This is a genomic window from Streptomyces siamensis (assembly GCF_039543605.1).
Taxonomy (GTDB): Bacteria; Actinomycetota; Actinomycetes; order Streptomycetales; family Streptomycetaceae; genus Streptomyces; species Streptomyces siamensis.
The window spans coordinates 16470-38869 of record NZ_BAABKB010000007.1 but is presented as its reverse complement, the minus strand read 5'-3'; the positions used below and the strand labels follow the sequence as shown (position 1 = coordinate 38869).

General features: G+C 71.6%; 9 protein-coding genes. 8 read left to right on the top strand and 1 reads right to left on the bottom strand.

Annotated elements, in window-relative coordinates; translation table 11 throughout:
• Positions 1-48: 48 nt before the first annotated feature.
• From ABEB03_RS13780 to ABEB03_RS13745, 8 genes are all read left to right on the top strand, one after another.
• Positions 49-975, top strand: a complete 927-nt coding sequence (locus ABEB03_RS13780) for an ornithine carbamoyltransferase (protein ID WP_345647134.1) — start codon at positions 49-51, stop codon at positions 973-975.
• Positions 972-2285 (top strand): MFS transporter, encoded by a 1314-nt coding sequence (locus ABEB03_RS13775; protein WP_345647131.1) that lies wholly within the window; start codon positions 972-974, stop codon positions 2283-2285. Before ABEB03_RS13780 ends, ABEB03_RS13775 begins: the two co-directional genes overlap by 4 nt.
• Positions 2286-2300: 15 nt before the next feature.
• Positions 2301-3071: an ABC transporter ATP-binding protein gene (locus tag ABEB03_RS13770; protein ID WP_345647128.1), complete on the top strand. Its 771-nt coding sequence runs from the start codon at positions 2301-2303 to the stop codon at positions 3069-3071.
• Entirely contained in the window at positions 3071-5560 is a 2490-nt protein-coding gene (locus ABEB03_RS13765; protein WP_345647125.1) for an ABC transporter permease, read from the top strand. Before ABEB03_RS13770 ends, ABEB03_RS13765 begins: the two co-directional genes overlap by 1 nt.
• Before the next feature lie 350 nt (positions 5561-5910).
• Entirely contained in the window at positions 5911-6126 is a 216-nt protein-coding gene (locus ABEB03_RS13760) for an MbtH family protein (RefSeq protein ID WP_345647121.1), read from the top strand.
• A 70-nt stretch (positions 6127-6196) separates the two neighbouring features.
• Positions 6197-17152 carry an amino acid adenylation domain-containing protein gene (locus tag ABEB03_RS13755; protein WP_345647118.1) on the top strand — a complete coding sequence of 3652 codons (10956 nt, stop codon included), beginning with the start codon at positions 6197-6199 and terminating at the stop codon, positions 17150-17152.
• Positions 17149-20118, top strand: a complete 2970-nt coding sequence (locus ABEB03_RS13750; RefSeq protein ID WP_345647115.1) for an amino acid adenylation domain-containing protein — start codon at positions 17149-17151, stop codon at positions 20116-20118. Before ABEB03_RS13755 ends, ABEB03_RS13750 begins: the two co-directional genes overlap by 4 nt.
• 154 nt (positions 20119-20272) lie before the next feature.
• The gene (locus ABEB03_RS13745) at positions 20273-22078 is read left to right on the top strand and encodes an AfsR/SARP family transcriptional regulator (RefSeq protein WP_345647112.1); all 1806 of its coding nucleotides are present in this window, start codon (positions 20273-20275) and stop codon (positions 22076-22078) included.
• 89 nt (positions 22079-22167) lie between these two features.
• Here the strand turns inward: ABEB03_RS13745 and ABEB03_RS13740 are convergent, their stop codons facing one another.
• On the bottom strand, positions 22168-22329 hold the full coding sequence (locus ABEB03_RS13740; protein WP_345647109.1) for a hypothetical protein: 162 nt from the start codon (positions 22327-22329) through the stop codon (positions 22168-22170).
• Positions 22330-22400: the final 71 nt, after the last annotated feature.

Here is a 22400-nt window from a genome sequence, read left to right as displayed (position 1 = left end):
TGGGGCCCGGCGGCCTCATCATCAGCCCACCAGAAGGGACCCCACGCCATGGGATCCGCGCGACACCTCATCTCCCTGACCGACCTGACCGACGACGAACTGCGCGGCATCGTGGCCCGTGGCGTCGCATTCGCCTCCGGGACACGGGCGAGGACCATGGACGGCGCCGTCGTCGGGGTCTACTTCCGCCGTACGTCGACCCGGACCCGTACCGCCTTCACGACGGGCGCGCTCCGGCTCGGGGCGCAGACCGTGACGTTCGGGCCCGGCGACCTCCAGACCAACACCGGCGAGACCAGCGAGGACACCGGGCGGGTGTTCGCCGGAATGCTGGACCTGCTGGTGGCCCGCACGGCGGACGCCACCGCCGAGCTGCGCACCTGGGCGGCCGCCGGCACCATGTCGGTGGTCAACGCGATGAGCGCGGAGGAGCATCCGACCCAGGGGCTCACCGATCTGACCACCCTGCAACGGCACTTCGGGCGGATCGAAGGACTGCGGGTGCTGTACGTCGGTGAGGGCAACAACAGTGCCGCGGCCCTGGCGCTGGCTCTCACCCGCTTCCCCGGAACCGAGCTGGAACTGCGCACACCGCCCGGCTACGGCGTCGCGCCGGAGATCCTCGCCGAGGCCGCGGAGCAGGCGGTGCGCAGCGGGGCCAGGGTGGTCGAGCGGCACGACATGGCCGCGCTGCCCGCCGATCTCGACGCCGTCTACACCACGCGCTGGCAGACCACCGGGACCACCAAGCCGACCGAGGACTGGCGTGAGGTCTTCGCGCCGTTCCAGGTCACCGGAGCCCTGTGGGAGACCAGCCCGAAGGCGGTCTTCCTGCACGACCTGCCGGCCCACCGCGGCGAGGAGGTCACCGCAGAGGTGCTGGACGGGCCGGCGAGCATCGCCTTCACGCAGGCCACGCACAAGCTGCACAGCGCCATGGCGGTCCTGGAGTGGTGCTGGGCGGGCCGTCGATGAGCAAGGAAGTCGTGGCGCGGGACGGCGGCGGCGTGGACAACCTGCCGCCGCTGCGCAGCAACGGGCGCTTCCGGTTGCTGTGGGGCGGTTCCGCGCTGTCGGTCATGGCGGAGCGCTCCTCCACCATGGCCTTCACTCTGCTGGTGCTCTGGCACACCGGGTCGAAGAGCGCGGCCGGCCTGGTCGGTTTCGCGGCGCTGCTGCCGATGCTGGTGATGCAGTTGCCCGCCGGTGTGTTGGTGGACCGCTGGGACCGGCGGCGGGTGATGCTCGTGTGCGTGGCGGGACGGGCACTGGCCATCGGGTCGGTCGCGGTCTCGCTCGCCGGTGACGAGGTGCGTGTCTGGCACATCGCCGCCGTCGCCTTCGTCCAGGGCAGCCTCACCGTCTTCTACCAGCTGTCCGAACGGGCCGCCGTACGCGGTGTCGTGCCGCCCCAACAGGTGTCCACCGCGATGGCGCAGAACGAGGCACGCTCCCGGGCCGTGAACTTCGTCGGGCATCCGGCGAGTGGTGTGATGTTCGGGCTCTCGGCCTGGGTGCCGTTCCTGTCCAGCACCGGCCTGTACCTGATGTCGCTGCTGACGCTCACCCGGCTGCGCATCCCCGCGCAGCGTTCCGGGCCGGGCAAGAGCGCGCGCGGACTGCGCGAGGAGATCTCCAGCGGGCTGCGCTGGGTGTGGCAACGTGCCTTTTTCCGTTCGGCGTTGCTCGTGATCGCGGGCAGCAATCTCGTCTTCCAGGGGCTCATCCTCACCGTGGCCGTGCTCGTCAGGGAGCAGGGCAGACCGGCGAGCACGGTCGGTCTGATCATGGCGGCCGGGAGCATCGGGGGACTGCTCGGGGCGTTCACCGGCGGCTGGCTGAGCAGGCGGCTGCCGATGCGGCGCGTGATGATCTACGCGCATGTCGCCTGGGCCGTGATCATGCCCGGAACAGTATTTCTGCTGCACCCTGTGACACTTGGGATTCTCTTCTTCATAACGTCGCATATAGGAGCCGCTGTTACGGTCTCCGGCATGTCCCATCAGGTGCGCATCACACCCGACGCCATGCAGGGGAGGGTCGGCAGCGTCGTCATGCTCCTTGTCTCCGGGGCGAGTTCGATCGGCGCGCTCGGCACCGGCTATCTCCTCGAGGGCTTCGGGACGCGCGGGACTCTGGCCATCGCATCCGGAGTGATGGCCCTGCTCGCCGTGGTGGCGACCGTCGTGTTCACCCGCCCAGGGGCGGAGCTCGAAGACCGGAGCGCCCAGGAAGAGGCGTCCGGGCATCAGCGGGAGCTGACGGCCGGTCCCCCACCACCATGACGCTACGGAGAATCGATGGATGACGCAGTGCGGCTGGAGTCGCTCACCAAGACGTACGGCTCGGGCAGCGGCGCGGTCAGCGCGTTGCGCGAGGTCGGCCTGTCCTTCCCGCGCGGGAGCTTCACGGCCGTCATGGGTCCCTCCGGCTCGGGCAAGTCCACGTTGCTGCAGTGTGCCGCCGGACTCGACCGGCCCACCTCCGGCCGGGTGTTCATCGACGGCACGGACATCGGCGGCCTGAACGAGACCCGGCTGACCGAGTTCCGGCGGGAGTCCACCGGTTTCGTGTTCCAGGCGTTCAACCTGCTGCCCTCGCTCACGGCCGCGCAGAACGTCGGGCTGCCGTTGCGGCTCGCCGGCCGCAAACCGGGCAGGCAGACCGTACTGCGGGCACTCGCCCAGGTGGGCCTGGAGGACCAGGCGGGAAAGCGGCCCGGTCAGCTCTCCGGCGGCCAGCAACAGCGGGTGGCGGTGGCCCGTGCCCTGGTCACCCGCCCCGCCGTGCTGTTCGCCGACGAACCCACCGGAGCGCTGGACATCACGACCGGGCGTGAACTGCTCGAAGTACTGCGCAAGTTGGTGGGCAGTCCGGTCACGGGCGGCAAGGGCGCCGACGACCCCGAGCTCGACGAGCCGACCACCATCGTGATGGTCACCCACGACCCGAACGTGGCCGCGTACGCGGACCGTGTGGTGTTCCTCGCCGACGGCTCACTGGTCGGCGAACTGACCTCCCCGACGGCCGAGGCGGTCGCCGCCCGCATGACCGATCTGGCGGTGTCGTAGTGCTCGGCATCGCCTTCCAGACCCTGCGGGCGCGCTGGGTGTCCTTCCTCGGCACCGTCGTCGCACTGGTCCTGGGCGTCGCCCAGGTCGCCGCGATGGGCGTCCTGCTGATGACCATGCTCGACCTGCCCGACCGGCCGGCCGAGCGGTTCGCCCGCGCCGACGCCGTCGTCCTGCCCACCGACCCCGACTGGGACCCCGCCCACCACGACCTGGGCGTGCGGTCGCTGCCCGAGGCCGAAGGCGTCTCGCGGGACCTCCTCGACCGCGTCGCGGCCACCGGGGAGACCGTCGAGGACCGGGCGTTCTACGCGCAGCTCCGCGGCGGCCCGAAGAACCAGGTGGGCCACCCCTGGGCGGTCGCGCGCTTCGGCGGCTACGAACTGACCAGCGGCCGACAGCCGTCCGGCGACGGACAGATCGTCGTGCCGTCCGACCAGGCACGCACCGGCGACAAGGTGACGGTCATGACCGCCGCCGGGGTATCCGCGTACACGGTGTCCGGCACCGTCGCACCGGTCGACTGGGAGAACGCCGTCTTCTTCGGCGACGCCGAGGCCGCCCGCATCTCCCCGCGCATCCAGGCCCTGGTGGCCCTCGGCCCGATCGACCAGGTGCGCGCCGCGGTCGGCAAGGACGCCGAGGTCCTCACCGGCAAGGACCGTCACGAGGCGGACGCCAGCAAGGCCGAGGACCGCGAGACCCTCGACAACACCATCACCCTGGTCCCCGTGATGGCCTCCGTCGCGGGCACCACCTCCGTCTTCGTCGTGGCCTCGACCTTCGCCTTCGCCGTCATCCAGCGGCGCCGCGAGGTCGCCCTGCTGCGCACCGTCGGCGCCACCCCCAAGCAGGTCCGCCGCATGGTGCGCGGCGAAGCGCTGCTCGTGGGCGCGCTGGCCTCCGCGCTCGGCACCGCCCTCGGCCTGTACGGGGCGCAACTGCTCACCGACATGCTCATCGACCTCGACATCTCACCGCCCTGGTTCCGGGTACGGCCCTCGCTGCACTGGACGGTGACCGCCCCGCTGGCCGGCGCGTTCCTCGTCGGTGTCCTGGTGGCGCTGTGCGGAGCGGCCGCCGCCGCGCACCGCGCCGGACGGGTACGGCCCGTCGAGGCGCTGCGGGAGGCCGCGGTCGACGACTCCGGGATGACCCCGGGACGGCTGCTGCTCGGGGCGATCGGTGTCGGCGCCGGGGTGGGGCTCGCCGCGTGGATCGCGGTCGGGAAACCGGCCACGATCCTCTCGCCCAACACCTATGTGACCGAGCTCCTCGTTCCCGTCCTGGCCGCGGCCGTCATCGCGCCCCTGGCGATCGGTCCGCTGGCGCGGCTGCTGATGTGGCCGTTCCGCAACTCCGCCGGGCCCACCGCGATGCTCGTGCGCGAGAGCGTGCTCACCTCACGCCGCCGCACCGCGGCCACCGCCGCACCCATCCTGCTCACCGTCGGTCTCGCCCTGTCGCTGCTGGCCGCCACCGACTCGCTCGGCGCGGCCCGTGACCACGGACTGCGCAACCAGGTCGCCTCCCAGTACGCGCTCGCCCCCGACGGCACCCCGGGCATCAGCCCCGAGGTCGTCGACCGGGTGAAACGGATCGACGGCGTGCAGATCGCGGCGCCGCTGCTCACCACGGTCTACACCCGCGACGAGGACCGCTACGACGAGAACGACGGCATGGTCGTCGACACCTCCGCGCTCAAGAGCACCATGGACCTCACGATCACCCAGGGGGCCCTGGACCGACTCGACGACAACAGCTTCGCCGCCCCCGACCTGTGGGGCTGGGACGCCGGTACGACGCAGAAGATCCTGCTCGGCGACGGCGAGGAAGCCACGCTGAAGGTCGCCGCCGTCTACAAGGCGATGCGCGGCGAGGACGTCGCCTACCTCCCCGAACGCTTCGCCCCGTCCGCCGCCTACGCGCGCGACGGACTGGCGCGCCGCGCCTACATCACCCTGGAACCCGGCACCGACCGGGCCGCCGCCACGGCCGCCATCGACAGAGCGGTGCGGGACAGCGGAGCACGGTTCCTCACCCGCGACGAGCTCGTCGCCTCGGAGAGCGCCTACGCCCGCCATCTCATCGAGGTGCGGCAACGCTCCACCGCCGTGATCGTCGTGCTGTTCTGCTTCATCGCGATCCTCAACACCCTGCTCATGGCGACCGCGGACCGCCGCCGCGACCTGGCCGTGCTCCGCCTGGCCGGCGCCACACCCAAGCAGGTCCTGCGGTTCTTCGTCGCCGAATCACTGCTCGTGGCCGCCATCGGAGTCGTCCTCGCCCTGCTCGCCTCGGCCGTGAACATCGCGGCCCTGTGGGCGGCCCTGCTCCAGCTGTTCGGTACGACCCCGATCGTGGCGCCCTGGCTCGTGGTCGCCGGCATCGCCGCCGTCTCCGCGCTGCTCGCGGTCGTCGGCACGGTGCTGCCCGTCACGGCGGCACTGCGCTCCCGGATCGTCCAACTCGTGGGCGCCCGCGAGTAGATGCCGACACGGCTCGTGGATGCTCGCGCGCCGCTGTCCGTACGACGTGTGCGCGCCCGCGAGCCGGTGCCGGTCCGGCTCGCGGACGCCCGCGAGCCGTGACCGGCCCGGCGCGCGAGCACGGCGAGAAGTGCCGGCGCCCTCCCGAAAGACCGCGCGCGGCCTGGTCCCTCCCCCCGTGGGGACCGGGTCGCGCGCTTCGTCGTGCCCGCTCACGGACGCACAACGACCCGCACCCGTACGACAGTTCGCGTAGAGGCCCGGTATAGGCCCCCGCCGGAAGCTGACGGCGGATCCGGACACGCATCCCGATCCGATGTCCGAACAGACCTCCGAAAGGGAGAGCCGAGATGGCTGACGAGCAGACCGACGACCGCGTCTACCGGGTGGTGCTCAACGACGAGGAGCAGTACTCGATCTGGGCCGCGGACCGGGACCTGCCCGCGGGCTGGCACGCGGAAGGCACCGAGGGGACGCGCCAGGAGTGCCTGGACCGCATCGAGGAGGTCTGGACGGACCTGCGCCCGGCGAGCCTGCGCCGCCGCATGGAGCGGGCGACCGTCTGACGGGCCCACGGACACACACAGCAGCACGGCCGGAAACCGAGAAGCACAGGGTGGGGGAGGAGCGCTCAGCATGAGCACGGGCGGAGTTCGTACGGGCCAGGAAGCCGGAGACCAGCGCGAGGAACTGGTGCGCGCCCGGCTCGCCGGCGCCCGCCGTGGGCGGCGCGCCGCACTGCGGCGGGCGGACCGGGACGGCCCGCTGGCCCTCTCCCACGGCCAGCAGCAGATGTGGTTCCTCAGCCGGCTCGACCCGGACAGCTGGGAGTACAGCGTCCCCGTCGTCCTGCGCATGCGCGGCCCCCTCGACGCGGACGCACTGCGCCGGGGCTTCGAGAGCCTGCAGTCCCGGCACGAGATCCTGCGCACCCGCTACCGCCTCGACGGAGCGGAACCGGTCCAGGTCGTCGACCCGCCGGGCCCGTTCGACCTCCCGCTCGACGACCTGACGGGGTCGGGCGACCCGGCCGAACGGGAACGGCGGGCACGACAGCTCGCCGAGGCCGAACCCGGCCGCCCCTTCGAGCTGGAGCGGGGCCACCCGCTGCGCGCCCGGCTCATCCGGGTCGCGGCCGACGACCACATCCTCGCCGTGGTCCTGCACCACGTGGCCTGCGACGAGTGGTCGGTCGGCCTGATGCTCGGCGAACTCGCCTCGCTCTACACGGAGTTCGCGCAAGGGAGGCCCGACCCGCTCGCCCCCCTCGACGTCCAGTACGCCGACTACGCCGCCTGGCAGCGCTCCCGCCTCGCCGACGGCACGCTCGACGGGCAACTCGCCCACTGGCGTGAGCAGCTCGCCGGCATCACCCCGCTCGAAGTGCCCACCGACCGGCCCCGGCCCGCCACCCGCAGCTGGGCGGGCGACGCCGTGCCCGTCACCCTGCCCGCCGCGCTCACCGAACGGCTCCGCGCCCTCGGCTCCGCGCACGGCGCGACCCTCTTCACCACACTGCTCACCGGCTACCAGGCGCTGCTGGCCCGCTACACCGGACGCACCGACATCCCCGTCGGCACCGTCGTGTCCGGACGCGGACGCCCCGAACTGGAACAGCTCGTCGGCTACGCCATCAACACCCTCGTCCTGCGCGGACGCTGGCAGGGCGACCCGTCGTTCCGGACCCTGCTGGACGGCACCCGGGCAACCGTCCTGGACGCCTTCGACCACCAGGAATATCCCTTCGCCCGGCTGGTCGACGAACTCCAGCCGGAACGCGACATGTCCCGCACCCCGTTGTGCCAGGTCGCCTTCACCCTGCACCAGGAGCGCACCGACGGCTTCCTGCTGCCCGGCGTCACCGCCGAACCGCTGCGCGCCACCTCCCGCGTCTCCCGCTTCGACCTCACCCTCCAGCTCGGCGAGCGGGCCGACGGCTCCGTGCACGGCACCCTGGAGTACAGCACCGCACTGTACGACCGGACCACCGCCGAACGCCTCGCCCGGCACTACGTCCGCCTGCTGGAATCCGCGGTCGCCGACCCGGACCGCGCGCTGTCGCTGCTCGACCTGCTCGACGACACGGACCTGGCCGTCCTCGCACCCGCCCCGGACCTCATGCCGGCGCCCGACCGCTGCGTCCACGAGATCTTCGAGGAGCGGGCCGCCGCCACCCCGGACGCCCCCGCCGTCGGCTGCGGCGGCGAGTGGCTCAGCTACGCCGAACTCGACGCACGCGCCAACAAACTCGCCCACCACCTGAGCGAACTGGGAGCGAAACCAGGGGAGTTGGTCGGCGTCAGCCTGGACCGAGGCATCGACCTGATGCCCACCCTCCTCGCCGTCCTCAAGTCGGGTGCCGCCTACCTCCCGCTGGACCCCGAACACCCCGCGGAGCGCATCGCCTACACCCTCCAGGACGCCGGAGCGCGCATCGTCGTCACCTCCGACGCCCACGTCGAGCACCTCGCCGGCGCCCACGACGGCATCCTGGTGAACCTGGACGGTGAACGGGACGCCGCCGCCCTCGCCGCCGCACCCGGCACCGCCCCGGCCGGCGGAGCACGCCCCGACGACCTGATCTACACCATCTACACCTCGGGCTCGACCGGCCGTCCCAAGGGCGTCGGTCTCACCCACGCCAACGTACTGCGCCTGTTCACCGTCACCGAGGAGCACTACGGCTTCGACGAGCGCGACGTCTGGCCGCTGTTCCACTCGTACGCCTTCGACATGTCCGTCTGGGAGATGTGGGGCGCCCTCCTGTACGGAGGCCGCCTGGTCGTCGTACCGCAGGACCTGGCACGCTCACCGGAGGACTTCCTCCGACTCCTCGCCGACGAACACGTCACCGTACTGAACCAGACGCCGTCCGGCTTCCGGAGCCTGGTCGCCCTCGCCGGCGACGGGCACCCACTGATCGACGAACTCGCCCTGCGCGTCGTCACGTTCGGCGGCGAGCGCCTCGACATGCCGGCCCTGCGTCCCTGGGTCGCCCGCCGCGGCCTCGACCGTACGGCCCTGATCAACATGTACGGCATCACCGAGACCACCGTGCACACCACGTACCACCGGGTCACCGAAGCCGACCTCGCCGCCGACCACGGCAACGACGTCGGCACTCCACTGCGCGACCTCCAGGTACAACTGCTCGGCCCGCACGGCGAACTCGTACCCATCGGCGTCCCCGGTGAGATCCACGTCGCCGGACCCGGCGTCGCCCGCATGTACCTGGGCCGTCCCGCACTCACCGCCGAGCGGTTCGTGCCCGACCCGTACGGTCCGCCCGGCTCCCGGCTCTACCGCAGCGGCGACCTCGCACGCCGCCGCCCCGACGGCGGCCTCGACTACCTCGGCCGCATCGACCACCAGGTGAAGATCCGCGGCCACCGCATCGAACTCGGCGAGATCAAGGCCGCGTTGACCGCACATCCGCTGGTCCGCGACGCCGTCGTCGTCGCCCGCGAGGACACCCCGGGCGACAAACGGCTCGTCGCCTACGTGGTACCCGCCGGCGAGGCGGTCGCCGCCCCCAGCGAGCTGCGCGCCCTGCTCGCACAGACCCTGCCCGCCTACATGATCCCCACCGCGTTCCTCGCGCTCGGAAGGATCCCCCTCACCGTCAACGGCAAGCTCGACCAGACCGCCCTTCCCGCTCCCGACCGCGGAGCCCTGGCCGTCGGGACGAACCAGGTCGCCCCGCGCACAGCCGACGAGGAGCGGATGACCGAGGTGTGGCGCGACGTCCTCGGCGTCGACCGGGTCGGCGTGACCGACGGCTTCTTCGACCTGGGCGGCGATTCACTGCGCGCCGTGGCCCTCGTCGCCGCGCTGCGGGACACCGGCCACGACGTCACGGTCCGCGACGTCTTCGCCCACCGCACCCCCGCCGAACTCGTCGAGTTCCTCACCGGACGTCCCGCACCGGCCCGCCCCGAACCCGGCGTCGCCCCGTTCGCCCTGCTCGCGGACGAGGACCGTGCACGCCTCCCGGAAGGCGTCGTCGACGCCTACCCGCTCGCCCAGGTGCAGCTCGGCATGGTCGTGGAGATGCTCGCCGACGACGGCCGCAACCACTACCACAACTCGACCTGCTTCAGGATTCTCGACGAGTCGCCCTTCGTCCCCAACGCGCTCCAGCAGGCCGTACGCGTCGTCATCGGCCGCCACGAGATCCTGCGCACCTCCTTCGCCCTGGACGGGTACTCGGTGCCCCTGCAACTCGTCCACGACCCCGAGCGCGTCGACTCCCCGGTCCGCACCCGCGATCTGACGGCCCTCGACGCGCGCGCCGCCGAGGAGTCCCTGCGCGCCTTCATGGCCGAGGAACGCAACGACCTCTTCGACCTCGCACGGCCCCCGCTGATCCGCTTCACCGCGCACACCCGGGACGACGGCAGCTGGTGGCTCACGCTCACCGAGTGCCACGCCGTCCTGGAAGGCTGGAGCCACCACTCCCTCCTCATGGAGCTGGTCGCCACCTACCGCGCACTGCGCGACGGTCGGCCGCCGCAGGAGCCCGAGCCCGCCGCCGTCCGGTACGCGGACTTCGTCGCTGCCGAGCTGAAGTCGCTGGACTCCGCGGAGGACCGCGAGTACTGGCAAGGCGTCGTGGAGAACCACCCCAAGTTCGTACCGCCCGCCGGATGGGGCGACGACCCGCGGGCCACACCGCGCGGACTGCACCGCGCCTGGGTCCCCTACCACGACCTCGAAGCCGGACTCCGCGCTCTCGCGAGCGAGGCCCAGGTCCCCATCAAGAGCGTGCTGCACGCCGCCCACCTCAAGGTGATGAGCCGCCTCACCCCGGAGGAGTCCTTCCGTACCGGACTGGTCACCAACGCCCGCCCTGAGGCCGTCGGCGCCGAGCGCGTCCACGGCGTCTACCTCAACCCCCTGCCGTTCGCGTTCCGACGCGGCGCCCGCACCTGGCGCGACCTGGTCCGCCGGGTCTTCGACCAGGAGATCGAGGTCTGGCCGCACCGCCGTTACCCGCTCGGCGCCATGCAGCGCGAGTTCGGCGCCGCGGAACGCCTCGTCGACGTCCGCTTCAGCTACCAGAACTTCCGCCAGGTCGACCAGGACCTCATCGACTACGCCGCGACCATCGACGACAGCCCCACCGAGTTCCCCCTCGGCGTCTCGACCCGCGCCGGCTTCATGGTGATCACCGCCAACCGGCACGTCATCGGCCGCAAGGGCGTCGACCGGCTCGCCTCCATGTACCGCTCGGTCCTCGAAGCCATGGCCTCGGATCCCGACGGCGACGCCGAGCGACCTGTCCTCCCCTCCGGTGAGCGGGAGTTGGTGCTCTCTTCGTGGAATGACACGGGGGTTGTGGTGCCGGGGGTGTCGGTGCCGGAGTTGGTTGCTGTGCGTGCGGTGGAGTCGCCGGGTGTGGTGGCGGTGGAGGCGGCTGGTCGGTCGTTGACGTTCGGTGAGCTGGTGGATCGGGCTGATCGTCTGGCGGGCGTTTTGCGTTCGCGGGGGGTTGGTGTGGGTTCGTCGGTGGCGGTGTTGCTGGATCGTTCGGTTGATCTGGTGGTGGCGTTGCTGGCGGTGTGGCGGGCGGGGGCCGGTTATGTGCCGTTGGATCCGGTGTTGCCGGGGGAGCGGGTGGCCGGGATGTTGGCGGATGCCGGTGTGACGGTCGCGGTGACGTCTGCCGCCTATGTCGACCGTTTCGGTGTCGCGGTCGTGCGGGTGGATGTGGAGCATCCGCCGGTGGCGGGGGAGCCGCTGCCGTCGGTGGATTTGGATGGTTTGGCGTACACGGTGTTCACGTCGGGTTCGACGGGTCGGCCGAAGGGTGTGCAGGTTTCGCATCGGGGTCTGGTCAATCATGTGGACTGGGCGGTGCGGGAGTTGGCTTCCTGCGGTTCGGGTGGTGCGCCGGTGTTCTCGTCGGTGGCGTTCGATCTGGTGGTGCCGAATGTGTGGGCGCCGTTGGTGGCGGGTCAGCGGGTGTGGCTGTTCGACGGTGAGCTGACCGAGTTGGGTGCGGCCCTGGTCGAGGCCGGCCCGTTCTCCTTCCTGAAGCTCACCCCGGGTCATCTGGAGGTCATCGGCGGTCAGCTCACGGATGAGGAGATCCGTGCGTTGACGTTGCGGATCGTGGTCGCGGGTGAGGCGTTGCCGGGCGCTCTCGTAGAGCGTTGGCGCGGGTTGCTCGGGGATGGTCGGGTGTGGAACGAGTACGGTCCGACCGAGGCGACGGTGGGCACGTGTGTGTTCCCCGTCGAGACGTCGCATGAGGGTGTGGTCCCGATCGGGCGCCCGCTGCCGAACATGACCATGCGCATTCTGGACGCGCGTCAGGAGCCCGTGCCGGTCGGTGTGGTCGGTGAGCTCTACGTGGGTGGGACTGGTGTGGCCCGAGGGTATGTGGGTGATCCGGTGCGGACGGCGCAGCGGTTCGTTCCGGATCCGTTCGGTGAGCCTGGTGCGCGGATGTATCGGTCGGGTGATCTGGCGCGGTGGCGTTCGGACGGTGCGGTGGAGTTCCTGGGCCGCATTGACGATCAGGTGAAGGTGCGTGGTTACCGGATCGAACTGGGAGAGATCCGGGCTGCGTTGACCGCTCACGCGGACGTCTCGGACGCGGCCGTGATCGTCACGGACGACCAGCGCCTGATCGCCTACGTCGTCGGCCGTGCCGAGGACCTGCGTGCGGCCCTGGCCTCCGTACTTCCCGAGTACATGGTCCCGTCGGCGTTCGTGCAGCTCGACGCGATCCCGTTGACGGCGAACGGCAAGCTGGACCGGCGTGCACTGCCGGACCCGGAGGCGGTGGCCACGGACACCTATGTGGCTCCCCGCAGTGCGACGGAGGAGAGGATCGCTGAGGTCTGGGGTCAGGTGCTGGGCCTGGACAGGGTCGGTGTCGAGGACAACTTCTTCGACCTCGGTGGTCACTCGATCAAGGCGATCGCGCTGGTCGGTGCCCTGCGCGCCGAAGGGTTCGAGGCAGCCGTCAGCGACGTGTTCCGTCACCGGACTGTCGCCGGACTCGCCACAGCGCTCGGCACTAGCGAGGGCACGCCCGTGCAGGACATCCATGTCGTGGCGCCCTTCGCCCTGCTCCCGAACACCGACCGGGCCGCACTCCCCGCAGGTCTGGTGGATGCCTTCCCGCTGGCGCAGGTGCAGCTCGGCATGCTGGTGGAGATGCTCGCCGACGACGGCCGGAACAAATACCACAACACCACGACGTTCCGGATCAGGGACGGACGAGCCTTCGACGCCGACGCGCTCCGCCAGGCGGCACAGGCGCTGGTGGCGAGGCACGAGATGCTCAGGGCCTCCTTCGCCCTGGAGGGCTACTCGATGCCGCTGCAGCTCATCCACCCGAGCGCGGAGATCCCGGTCACCGTCCACGACCTGCGGGGGCAGGACGAGGAGCACCAGGCGGCAGCCCGCCGCGCGCACGTCGTGGCGGAGCGGGCCGCCGCGTTCGACCTCGAACGCCCGCCCCTCCTGAGGGTCTCGGCGCTCGTCGAGTCGGACGAGGCCTGGTGGCTCTCGGTCAGCGTCTGCCACCCCATCACCGAGGGGTGGAGCCACCGCTCGCTGCTCAGCGAGATCGTCGAGAACTACCTGCGGGTGCGGAGCGGTGGGGCACTGCCCGAGCCCGAAGCCCCCGCCGTGCGGTACGCCGACTTCGTGGCGGCCGAGCGGGCCTCGACGGAGTCGGACCGCGACCGCGCCTACTGGCGCGACGTCATCGATGGGCACGCCAAGTTCGAGCTGCCCGCGGGCTGGAGCGGTGGCGCCGCAGCCGGCCCCGCGCACACGGTCCGCGTTCCGCTCGCCGACCTCGCGCCGGCGTTGCGAGCCGCCGCGAGGGACACCGGTACTTCGCTGAAGGCCGTGCTGCACGCGGCGCACCTGAAGGTGATGAGTCTGCTCACTCGGGAGGACGCGTTCCACACCGGGCTGGTGTGCAGCGGTCGCCCGGAGATCCTGGGCGCGGAGCGCGTGTACGGCATGTACTTGAACACGGTGCCGTTCGCGTTCCGACGCGGCGCCTGCACCTGGCGCGACCTCGTCCGCCAGGTCTACGACCAGGAAGCCGCCCTCTGGCCGCACCGCCGCTTCCCGATGCCGGTGATGCAACGCGAACTGGCCGACGGGTCAAGGCTGTTGGACGTCCGCTTCAGTTATCTCGACCTCAAGGACGCCCAGGCGGAGTCGGACATCGTCGATGCGGACTCGGGCATGGGCGAGGGTGCCACGGAGTTCGGCCTCGCCGTCGCCGCCCGAGCTGCCGGCCTGCTCCTCACGGCCGATCCCGGCCGTCTCACGCATGAGGCCGTCGATCGGCTCGTCACCATGTACCGGGCCGTCCTGGAAGCCATGGCCCAGGACGTGGACGGCAGCGCCGAATCCACGTACTTGCCTTCGGGCGAGCGGGAGTTGGTGCTCTCGTCGTGGAATGACACGGGGGTTGTGGTGCCGGGGGTGTCGGTGCCGGAGTTGGTTGCTGTGCGTGCGGTGGAGTCGCCGGGTGTGGTGGCGGTGGAGGCGGCTGGTCGGTCGTTGACGTTCGGTGAGCTGGTGGATCGGGCGGATCGTCTGGCGGGCGCTTTGCGCTCGCGGGGGGTTGGTGTGGGTTCGTCGGTGGCGGTGTTGCTGGATCGTTCGGTTGATCTGGTGGTGGCGTTGTTGGGGGTGTGGCGGGCGGGTGCTGGGTTTGTGCCGTTGGATCCGGTGTTGCCGGGGGAGCGGGTGGCCGGGATGTTGGCGGATGCCGGCGTCGAGGTCGCGGTGACGTCTGCCGCCTATGTCGACCGTTTCGCGGTGGATGTGGTGCGGGTGGATGTGGAGTATCCGCCGGTGGCGGGGGAGTCGTTGCCGTCGGTGGATTTGGATGGTTTGGCGTACACGGTGTTCACGTCGGGTTCGACGGGTCGGCCGAAGGGTGTGCAGGTTTCGCATCGGAGTCTGGTCAATCATGTCGACTGGGCGGTGCGGGAGTTGGCGTCGTGCGGTTCGGGTGGTGCGCCGGTGTTCTCGTCGGTGGCGTTCGATCTGGTGGTGCCGAATGTGTGGGCGCCGTTGGTGGCGGGTCAGCGGGTGTGGCTCTATGACGGTGAGCTGACCGAGCTGGGTGCGGCCCTGGCCGAGGCCGGCCCGTTCTCCTTCCTCAAGCTCACGCCTGGTCATCTGGAGGTGATCGGGGGTCAGCTCACGGATGAGGAGATCCGTGCGTTGACGTCGCGGATCGTGGTCGCGGGTGAGGCGTTGCCGGGCGCTCTCGTAGAGCGTTGGCGGGGGCTGCTGGGGGATGGTCGGGTGTGGAACGAGTACGGTCCGACCGAGGCGACGGTGGGCACGTGCGTGTTCCCTGTCGAGACGTCGCATGAGGGTGTGGTCCCGATCGGGCGCCCGCTGCCGAACATGACCATGCGCATTCTGGACGCGCGTCAGGAGCCCGTCCCGGTCGGTGTGGTCGGTGAACTCTACGTCGGTGGGACTGGTGTGGCCCGAGGGTATGTCGGTGATCCGGCCCGCACCGCGCAGCGGTTCGTCCCCGACCCGTTCGGCGGGCCTGGTGCGCGGATGTATCGGTCGGGTGATCTGGCGCGGTGGCGGTCGGACGGTGCGGTGGAGTTCCTGGGTCGTATCGACGATCAGGTGAAGGTGCGTGGTTACCGGATCGAACTGGGGGAGATCCGGGCTGCGTTGACCGCTCACGCGGACGTCTCGGACGCGGCCGTGATCGTGACCGACGACCAACGCCTGATCGCCTACGTCGTCGGCGGAGACCCCGACGCTCTGGGGGAGTGGCTGAACGGCACGCTTCCCGAGTACATGGTCCCGTCGGCGTTCGTCGAACTCGGCGCGATCCCGTTGACGGCGAACGGCAAGCTGGACCGGCGCGCTCTGCCGGACCCGGAGGCGGTCGCCACGGACACCTACGTCGCCCCCCGCAGTGCGACGGAGGAGAGGATCGCTGAGGTCTGGGGTCAGGTGCTGGGCCTGGACAAGGTCGGTGTCGAGGACAACTTCTTCGACCTCGGTGGTCACTCGATCAAGGCGATCGCGCTGGTCGGTGCCCTGCGCGCCGAAGGGTTCGAAGCAGCCGTCAGTGACGTGTTCCGTCACCGGACCGTCGCCGGACTCGCCACAGCGCTCGGCGACGACAGCGGAGCCGGCCCCGGCGGGACGCACCGGACCGACCGCACGGTGCCGGTGGCCGTGGCTCCGTTCGCGCTGGTCTCCGAGAGCGTCAGGGAATCCCTCCCCGACGGCGTCGTCGACGCCTACCCGCTCTCGCAGGTGCAGCTCGGCATGGTCCTGGAGATGCTGGCCGACGACGGTCTGAACAAGTACCACAACACCTCGACCTTCCGGATCAAGGACGGGCGGCCCTTCGACGAGGACGCCCTGGCCCGTGCGGCACGGACCGTGGTCGAGCGGCACGAGATGCTGCGCACCTCCATCGAACTGGAGGACTTCGAGGTCCCGCTGCAACTGGTCCACGCGACCGCCGAGGCGCCGGTTTCGGTGCGGGACCTGCGCGGCGGCTCCGCCGAGGAGTTCGAGGAGGCGCGGCGGGACCACATCGTGCGGGAGCGCGGCGACCTGTTCGACCTCGGGCGCGCACCGCTGCTGCGGATCTCCGCGCTCGTCGAGTCGAACGAGGCCTGGCACCTCGGATTCACGCACTGCCATGCGATCACGGAAGGCTGGAGCCAGCAGTCCCTGCTGATGGAGGTGCTCGGCCTCTACCACGCGTACGCCGCGGGGGAGGAACCCACCAGCCCCGAGCCCGTTCCGGTCCGCTACGCGGACTTCATCGCCGCCGAACTCGCCTCGCTGGACTCCGAGGACGATCGGGCGTACTGGCGGGGCATCGTGCACGAGCACGCTCCGTGGAGCCTGCCCGCGGACTGGGGCACCGGGCCCGGCACCCCCCGGGAGGACTTCAAGCTGTCGGTGGAGTTCCGCGACCTCGAACCGGAGCTGCGCGCCCTCGCGGCGGAGACCGGCACGTCCTTCAAGGCGGTGCTGCTGGCCGCGCATCTGAAGGTGCTGAGCACGCTCACTCACGAAGAGGCCTTCCACACGGGCGTGTTGTACAGCACGCGCCCCGAAGTCCCCGGCGTCGAGCGGGTGTACGGCATGTACTTGAACACGCTGCCGTTCGCCCACCGGCGGGGAGCCCGCACGTGGGGCGAACTCGTCCGCCAGGTCTTCGACCGCGAGGCCGAGGTGTACGGGCACCGGCGGCATCCGCTGCCCGCCGTGCAGCGGCTCGCGGGCGGACGCCGGCTGTTCGACGTCATGTTCCGCTACCAGGACTTCCATCAGGTGGACACCGGAACGGTCGACGTGCGGGCAGGGGCCGGTGACAGCTCGAACGAGTTCACGCTGTCCCTCGCCAATGTGCCTGGGCGGCTCGTGCTGCGCGCGATCAGCACCGGCCTGAACCGGGCCGACGCCGAACGTCTCGCTGGGATGTACCGGGTCGTGCTCGAAGCCATGGCCGCCGGCCCGGACGGCGACGCGCAGGCGGCGGTCGTCCCGGAGGCGGAGCGCGCACAGATCCTCCAGGACTGGAACGACACCGAGGTGGAGTGGGAATGAGCAATCCGCGACAAGGGCCGCGCCGCGTGCACGAGGTGTTCGCAAGCGCCGCCGCCGCCCGCCCCGACGCCGTCGCCGTCGAGGCACGGGACGGATCACTGACGTACGGTGAACTCGACCGGCAGGCCAACCGTGTCGCGCACCGGCTGCGCGCGGCGGGCGTCGGCACGGACGCGGTGGTCGGTGTGCTGCTGCGCCGTCGCCGGGGACTCCTGCCCGTGCTGCTCGGCATCTGGAAGGCGGGCGGCTCCCACCTCCCGCTGGACCCGGCACTGCCCCGCGAACGGCTCGCCTACATGCTGCGAGCGGCCGGCGCCCGCCTGGTCGTCACGGAGACGGACCTGGCGGACCGGATCGGCGACGCCTCCACCGGCGTACCCCGGCCGGACGGGCCGTCCGAGGCACCCGAGGACGGTGTCCCGGCCGCCGACGGCGGAGCGTACGAGGGCGTGCTCCTCGACCTGGAGACGCCGGGGGAGCGGGAGGAGATCGGCAGGCAGCCGGACACCCCTCCCGACCTCGGCGCGCCGGACGCCCTGCAACTCGGCCTGGCTTACACGCTGTTCACGTCCGGTTCCACCGGGCGGCCCAAGGGTGTGCAGATCGCGCACCGTTCGCTGCTGAACCTGCTGTTCTCGATGCGTGAGCGGTTCGAGGCCGGGCCCGCGCACACCTGGCTCGCCGCCACCTCCCTGTCGTTCGACATCTCGGCGGCCGAGCTGTACCTGCCGCTGGTCACCGGCGGCCGGATCGTACTGGCCGGCGACGAGGAGACCGGTGACTCAGGGGCGCTGCTGGAACTGATCGACGGCCGGGGCGTCACCCACGTGCAGGCCACCCCCGCAGGGTGGAAGCTGTTGCGTGCCGCGGGCTTCGCGCACCGGCCGGTCACCGCGATCACGACCGGCGAGGCCTGCCCGCCGCCCCTCGCCCGGGAGTTGCACGGGCACGTGGACCGTCTCGTCGACCTGTACGGGCCGACCGAGACGACCATCTGGGCCACCGGCTGGGAGGTCGAGGGCGGCGCGGACACCGTGCCGATCGGCCGCCCGATCCACAACATGCGGGCCTACGTGCTCGACGCGGCCCTGCAACCCGTACCCGTCGGGGTGGTGGGCGAGCTGTACCTGGGCGGTGCCGGTGTGGCGCGCGGCTATGTGGGGCGGCCCGCGCTCACCGCCGAGCGGTTCCTGCCCGAACCGTTCGGCGGCCCACCCGGCTCGCGCATGTACCGGACGGGCGACCTCGCCCGCCACCGCGCGGACGGGCAGCTCGAATATCTGGGCCGCGAGGACCACCAGGTGAAGATCCGGGGCTACCGCATCGAACTCGGCGAGATCGAGGAGCGGTTGCGGCTCCGTGAAGGTGTCCGGGACGCGGTCGTCGTGGTCCGTGAGGACGCCGGTGGCGAGAAGTGGCTGGCCGCGTACGTCGCCGTGGACGGCGTATCGGGCCCGGACCAGGAGGCGTTGCGGGGCGGCCTCGCGGCGGAGCTCCCCGCGTACATGGTGCCCGCGGCCTTCGTCCTCCTCGACGAGCTCCCGCTCAGCGCCGCCGGGAAGATCGACCGCAAGGCCCTCCCGGTCCCCGGCCGTTCGGCGCTCGTCGCCGACCGCGCCTACGTGGCGCCACGCACCCCTGTCGAGCGTCTCCTGGCGGACGTCTGCACCGAGGTGCTGGGCGTGCCCGACGTGGGCGTCCGGGACCGGCTGGCGGATCTCGGCGCCGACTCCATGCGGATCGTCCACGTCCTCGCCGCCGCCCGCCGGGCGGGCCTCGCCCTGAGCCTGCGCATGCTCCTGGACAACGGGACGATCGAGGACCTCGCGACCGCGCTCGACGCCGGAGCGCCCGACGGCACGTCGTCCGGCACGGTGGACGGGGCGCCTAGGGACACCGCCCGGACGACGACCGCGGGTACGTCCACCACGACGGCGCCCACCACGAGGAAGACGACCAAGATGACGACAGCCGACGCCCGTGCCCTCTCCGCGGGCGAGGTCGAGCGGGTCATGGCGGAGCACCGCGTCCCGGGCGCGGCTGTCGCGGTCCTGCGGGACGGCGAGGCCGTGGCCGTCGGCGCTCACGGCGTGCGCTCGGTGGAGACCGGCGCTCCCGTGACGCTGCGCACCCGCTTCCAGGCGGGCTCCATCAGCAAGCACGTCACCGCGTACGCCGCCCTGCGGCTCGCCGACCGCGGTGTCCTCGACCTCGACGCGGACCTGGACACCGTGCTCATCGGCCGGACGCTGCCCCGGGCGGCCGGCGGTCGGTCCGTCACGCTGCGCCAGTGCCTGTCCAACACCTCGGGTCTCGCCGGGACCAGCGCCACCTGGTGGCGTCCCGACGAGGCGATGCCGAGCCTCACCGGGATCCTGGACGAGGTCCGGGCGGAGCACGAACCGGGCGCGCAGTTCCGCAAGGAGGGCGCCCAGTGGGCGGTCGTGGAACAGGTCCTGGCCGATGTCATGGGCCGGGACTTCGACAAGGCCGTCCAGGAGCTGGTGTTCGAACCGCTGGGCATGCGGGACAGTGCGTTCGGTGCGCCCGGAAGCCCGGACGCCGCGGCCGGACACGACCAGCACGGACGCGAACTGTCCGGCGGCCACCGGGTACGCCCGGTGCGCGCCGGCAGCGGCCTGTGGTCCACAGCCGCCGACCTGGCCGCCTTCGCGGGGGCGTTGCGCCGCGCGCACCAGGGCCTGTCCGACCTGTTGTCCGCACGGCTGGCCGGCGCGATGCTCACAGAGGCGTTCCCCGGCAGCTTCTACGGGCTGGGCACCGTCGTCGACGCGACGCCCGGGGAACCCGAGTTCGGGCACGGTGGACAGACCGCCGGTTTCCGTGCGCTCACCTCGGTGCGGCTGCGGTCCGGCACGGGCTGTGTGGTGATGACGAACTCCGACAACGGCAAGGAGGTCCACCGGGCCGTAGCCGCCGCCCTCGGAAGGATCATCTCCGCCTAGCGCAAGGTACCGGCAAGCCAAAGAGGCCGACGGATAACGCAGGAATAACGGTCCTCCATAGTTTCTCCACCGAGCCAAGTTCCGCACATGTCAGAACGGGGGGTGCCGAATGGACTTCCAAGTCCTCGGCCCGGTGGAAGCCCGCAAGGGTGGCGTGAGAATCGCATTGTCCGGATCCAAGGTGCACACGGTCCTCGCGAGCCTGTTGCTCGCACGGGGGCGGGTCGTGTCCGACGAGCGCCTGAGCTCCATGCTGTGGGGGTGGGAGCCGCCCGCCACGGCCGGAGCGCAGATCTACACCTACATGTCGCGCCTGCGCAAACTGCTCGGCGACGACGTCGAGATCGACCGGCGCCCGCCGGGCTATGTCCTGCGGGCGCCGCACAGCACGTTCGACCTCCTGGAGTTCGAGCAGCTGGACCGGGAGGGCCGCGCGGCCCTGGGCCGCGGGCGTCACGGGGAGGCCAGCACCTTGCTGAGCCGGGCGCTCGGCCTGTGGCGGGGGGCCGCACTCGGCAACGTGACCGAGTACCTGGCGGGCGCCGAGCTGGCCCGCCTCGAAGAGCAGCGGCTGCACGCCCTGGAGAGCCGCGTGGAAGCGGACCTGGAGCTCGGGAGGCACGAGCAGCTCACCTCCGAACTCACGGGTCTGGTGGCGGAGTTCCCGCTGCGCGAGAAACTCCGCGCGCAGCTCATGACGGCCTTCTTCCGCTGCGGCCAGCAGGCCGACGCGCTGCACACCTATCACGAGGGCCGCAAGGTGCTCGACGAGCAGTTGGGCATCGAGCCCGGTGAGGCGCTCGGCGCCACCTACCAGGCCGTCCTGGTCGGCAGCCTCGGCGCCAGGAGCGCGGGCCCGGCCCGGACCGCCGTCACCGTCTCCTACGGGGACGAGGAGCCGTGCGACCCGTACGAGCCGCGTCCGGTCACCCTGCCGCCGGACATCGAGGACTTCATCGGCCGGGGGGAGGAACTGAACACGCTGTGCGCGCAGTTGGCCGAATCGCGCAAGGGCGGCGGGCCGCGCGCCCTGCTGGTGACCGGCATGGCCGGCGTCGGCAAGACGGCGCTGGCCGTGCGGGCCGCGCACCGCAGCGCCGAGTACTTCCCGGACGGACAGCTCTTCGCCGAGCTGGCCCACCCGGACGGCCGTCCCAAGAAGCTGGCCGAGGTCCTGACGGTCCTGCTGCGAGCCCTGGGCGTGCCGGCCGACGGCCCGGGACGTGGCGCCGACCTGGACGAGCTGATCCGGCGCTACCGCACCCGGACGGCGCGCAGGCGGCTCCTCGTCGTCCTCGACGGCGCCGTCGACAGCCGGGAGCTCGACCTCCTGCTGCCGGGGTCGGCCGAGGCGGCGGTCCTCATCACCGGCCGGGCGAGGCTGACCCGGGTGGCCCAGGCACGGACCACCGTCCTCACCCCGTTCGGCAGGGACACGTCGTACGAGCTGCTGGCGGCCGGAGTGGGACGGCGGCGACTGCTCGCCGAGCCGGACGCCACCTACCAGGTGCTCGCGCACTGCGGAGGGCTGCCGCTCGCGGTGCGTATCGCGGGCAGCAGGCTGGCCGCCCGGCCGCACTGGCCGGTCTCCTGGCTCGCCGCCCGCCTCGCCGACCCCGACCAGCGACTGCGCGAACTCTCCTACGGGGGGCTGGACCTGCGGCGCGTACTGGTCCCGTCGGTTCGGCAGCTGCCGAGACCGGCGGGGCGGACACTGGTGCGCCTGGCGGGGATCGGCACGGAGCCCTTCCCCGCCGAGCGCGCTGCCCGGCACCTCGCCGAGCCCGAGTCGGCGGCGGAGGAGAGTCTGGAGCACCTGGTGGACGCGGCGCTGCTCGACATCTGCGGCGTCGACCGCCTGGGCCGTCCGCTGTACCGCTTCCACGAGCTGGTACTGCTCTTCGCGCGGCACCTCGCGACTGCACATCGCGAACGGGAAAGGTCGGCCGCGGCCCGCTGAGGAAGCGGGTGACGTGGTCCCCGGGCCCGGCTCGGACCGGTCCGGCGCCGCGGCGGCGGGGCGCAGCCGGTCGCTCTGCGTCGGAGCGGTCAGTGCCAGTCCTCCTCGTCGGGGCCGACGACCACCGTGCCGGCCGACCCGGTGCTGGTGGAGACGGCGGACACCAGGGAACCCGCCGCGCCGAGCGCGCAGAGCGCGATGATCCAGGCCACCAGGATGTGACCGGCCGTCGTGCTCCGGATGTTCTGCATTGCGACTCCCAGGTCTGCGCCGTAGCGGGTGCGTGAGGGGGCGGCGCCCGGCGCCGCCCCCTTCGTTCGCA

Excerpts from the sequence above, each read along its gene's own strand:
- ABEB03_RS13780 (WP_345647134.1), top strand. The coding sequence starts at position 49 with ATGGGATCCGCGCGACACCTCATCTCCCTGACCGACCTGACCGACGAC.
- ABEB03_RS13775 (WP_345647131.1), top strand. The coding sequence starts at position 972 with ATGAGCAAGGAAGTCGTGGCGCGGGACGGCGGCGGCGTGGACAACCTG.
- ABEB03_RS13770 (WP_345647128.1), top strand. The coding sequence starts at position 2,301 with ATGGATGACGCAGTGCGGCTGGAGTCGCTCACCAAGACGTACGGCTCG.
- ABEB03_RS13760 (WP_345647121.1), top strand. The coding sequence starts at position 5,911 with ATGGCTGACGAGCAGACCGACGACCGCGTCTACCGGGTGGTGCTCAAC.
- ABEB03_RS13755 (WP_345647118.1), top strand. The coding sequence starts at position 6,197 with ATGAGCACGGGCGGAGTTCGTACGGGCCAGGAAGCCGGAGACCAGCGC.
- ABEB03_RS13750 (WP_345647115.1), top strand. The coding sequence starts at position 17,149 with ATGAGCAATCCGCGACAAGGGCCGCGCCGCGTGCACGAGGTGTTCGCA.
- ABEB03_RS13740 (WP_345647109.1), bottom strand. The coding sequence starts at position 22,329 with ATGCAGAACATCCGGAGCACGACGGCCGGTCACATCCTGGTGGCCTGG.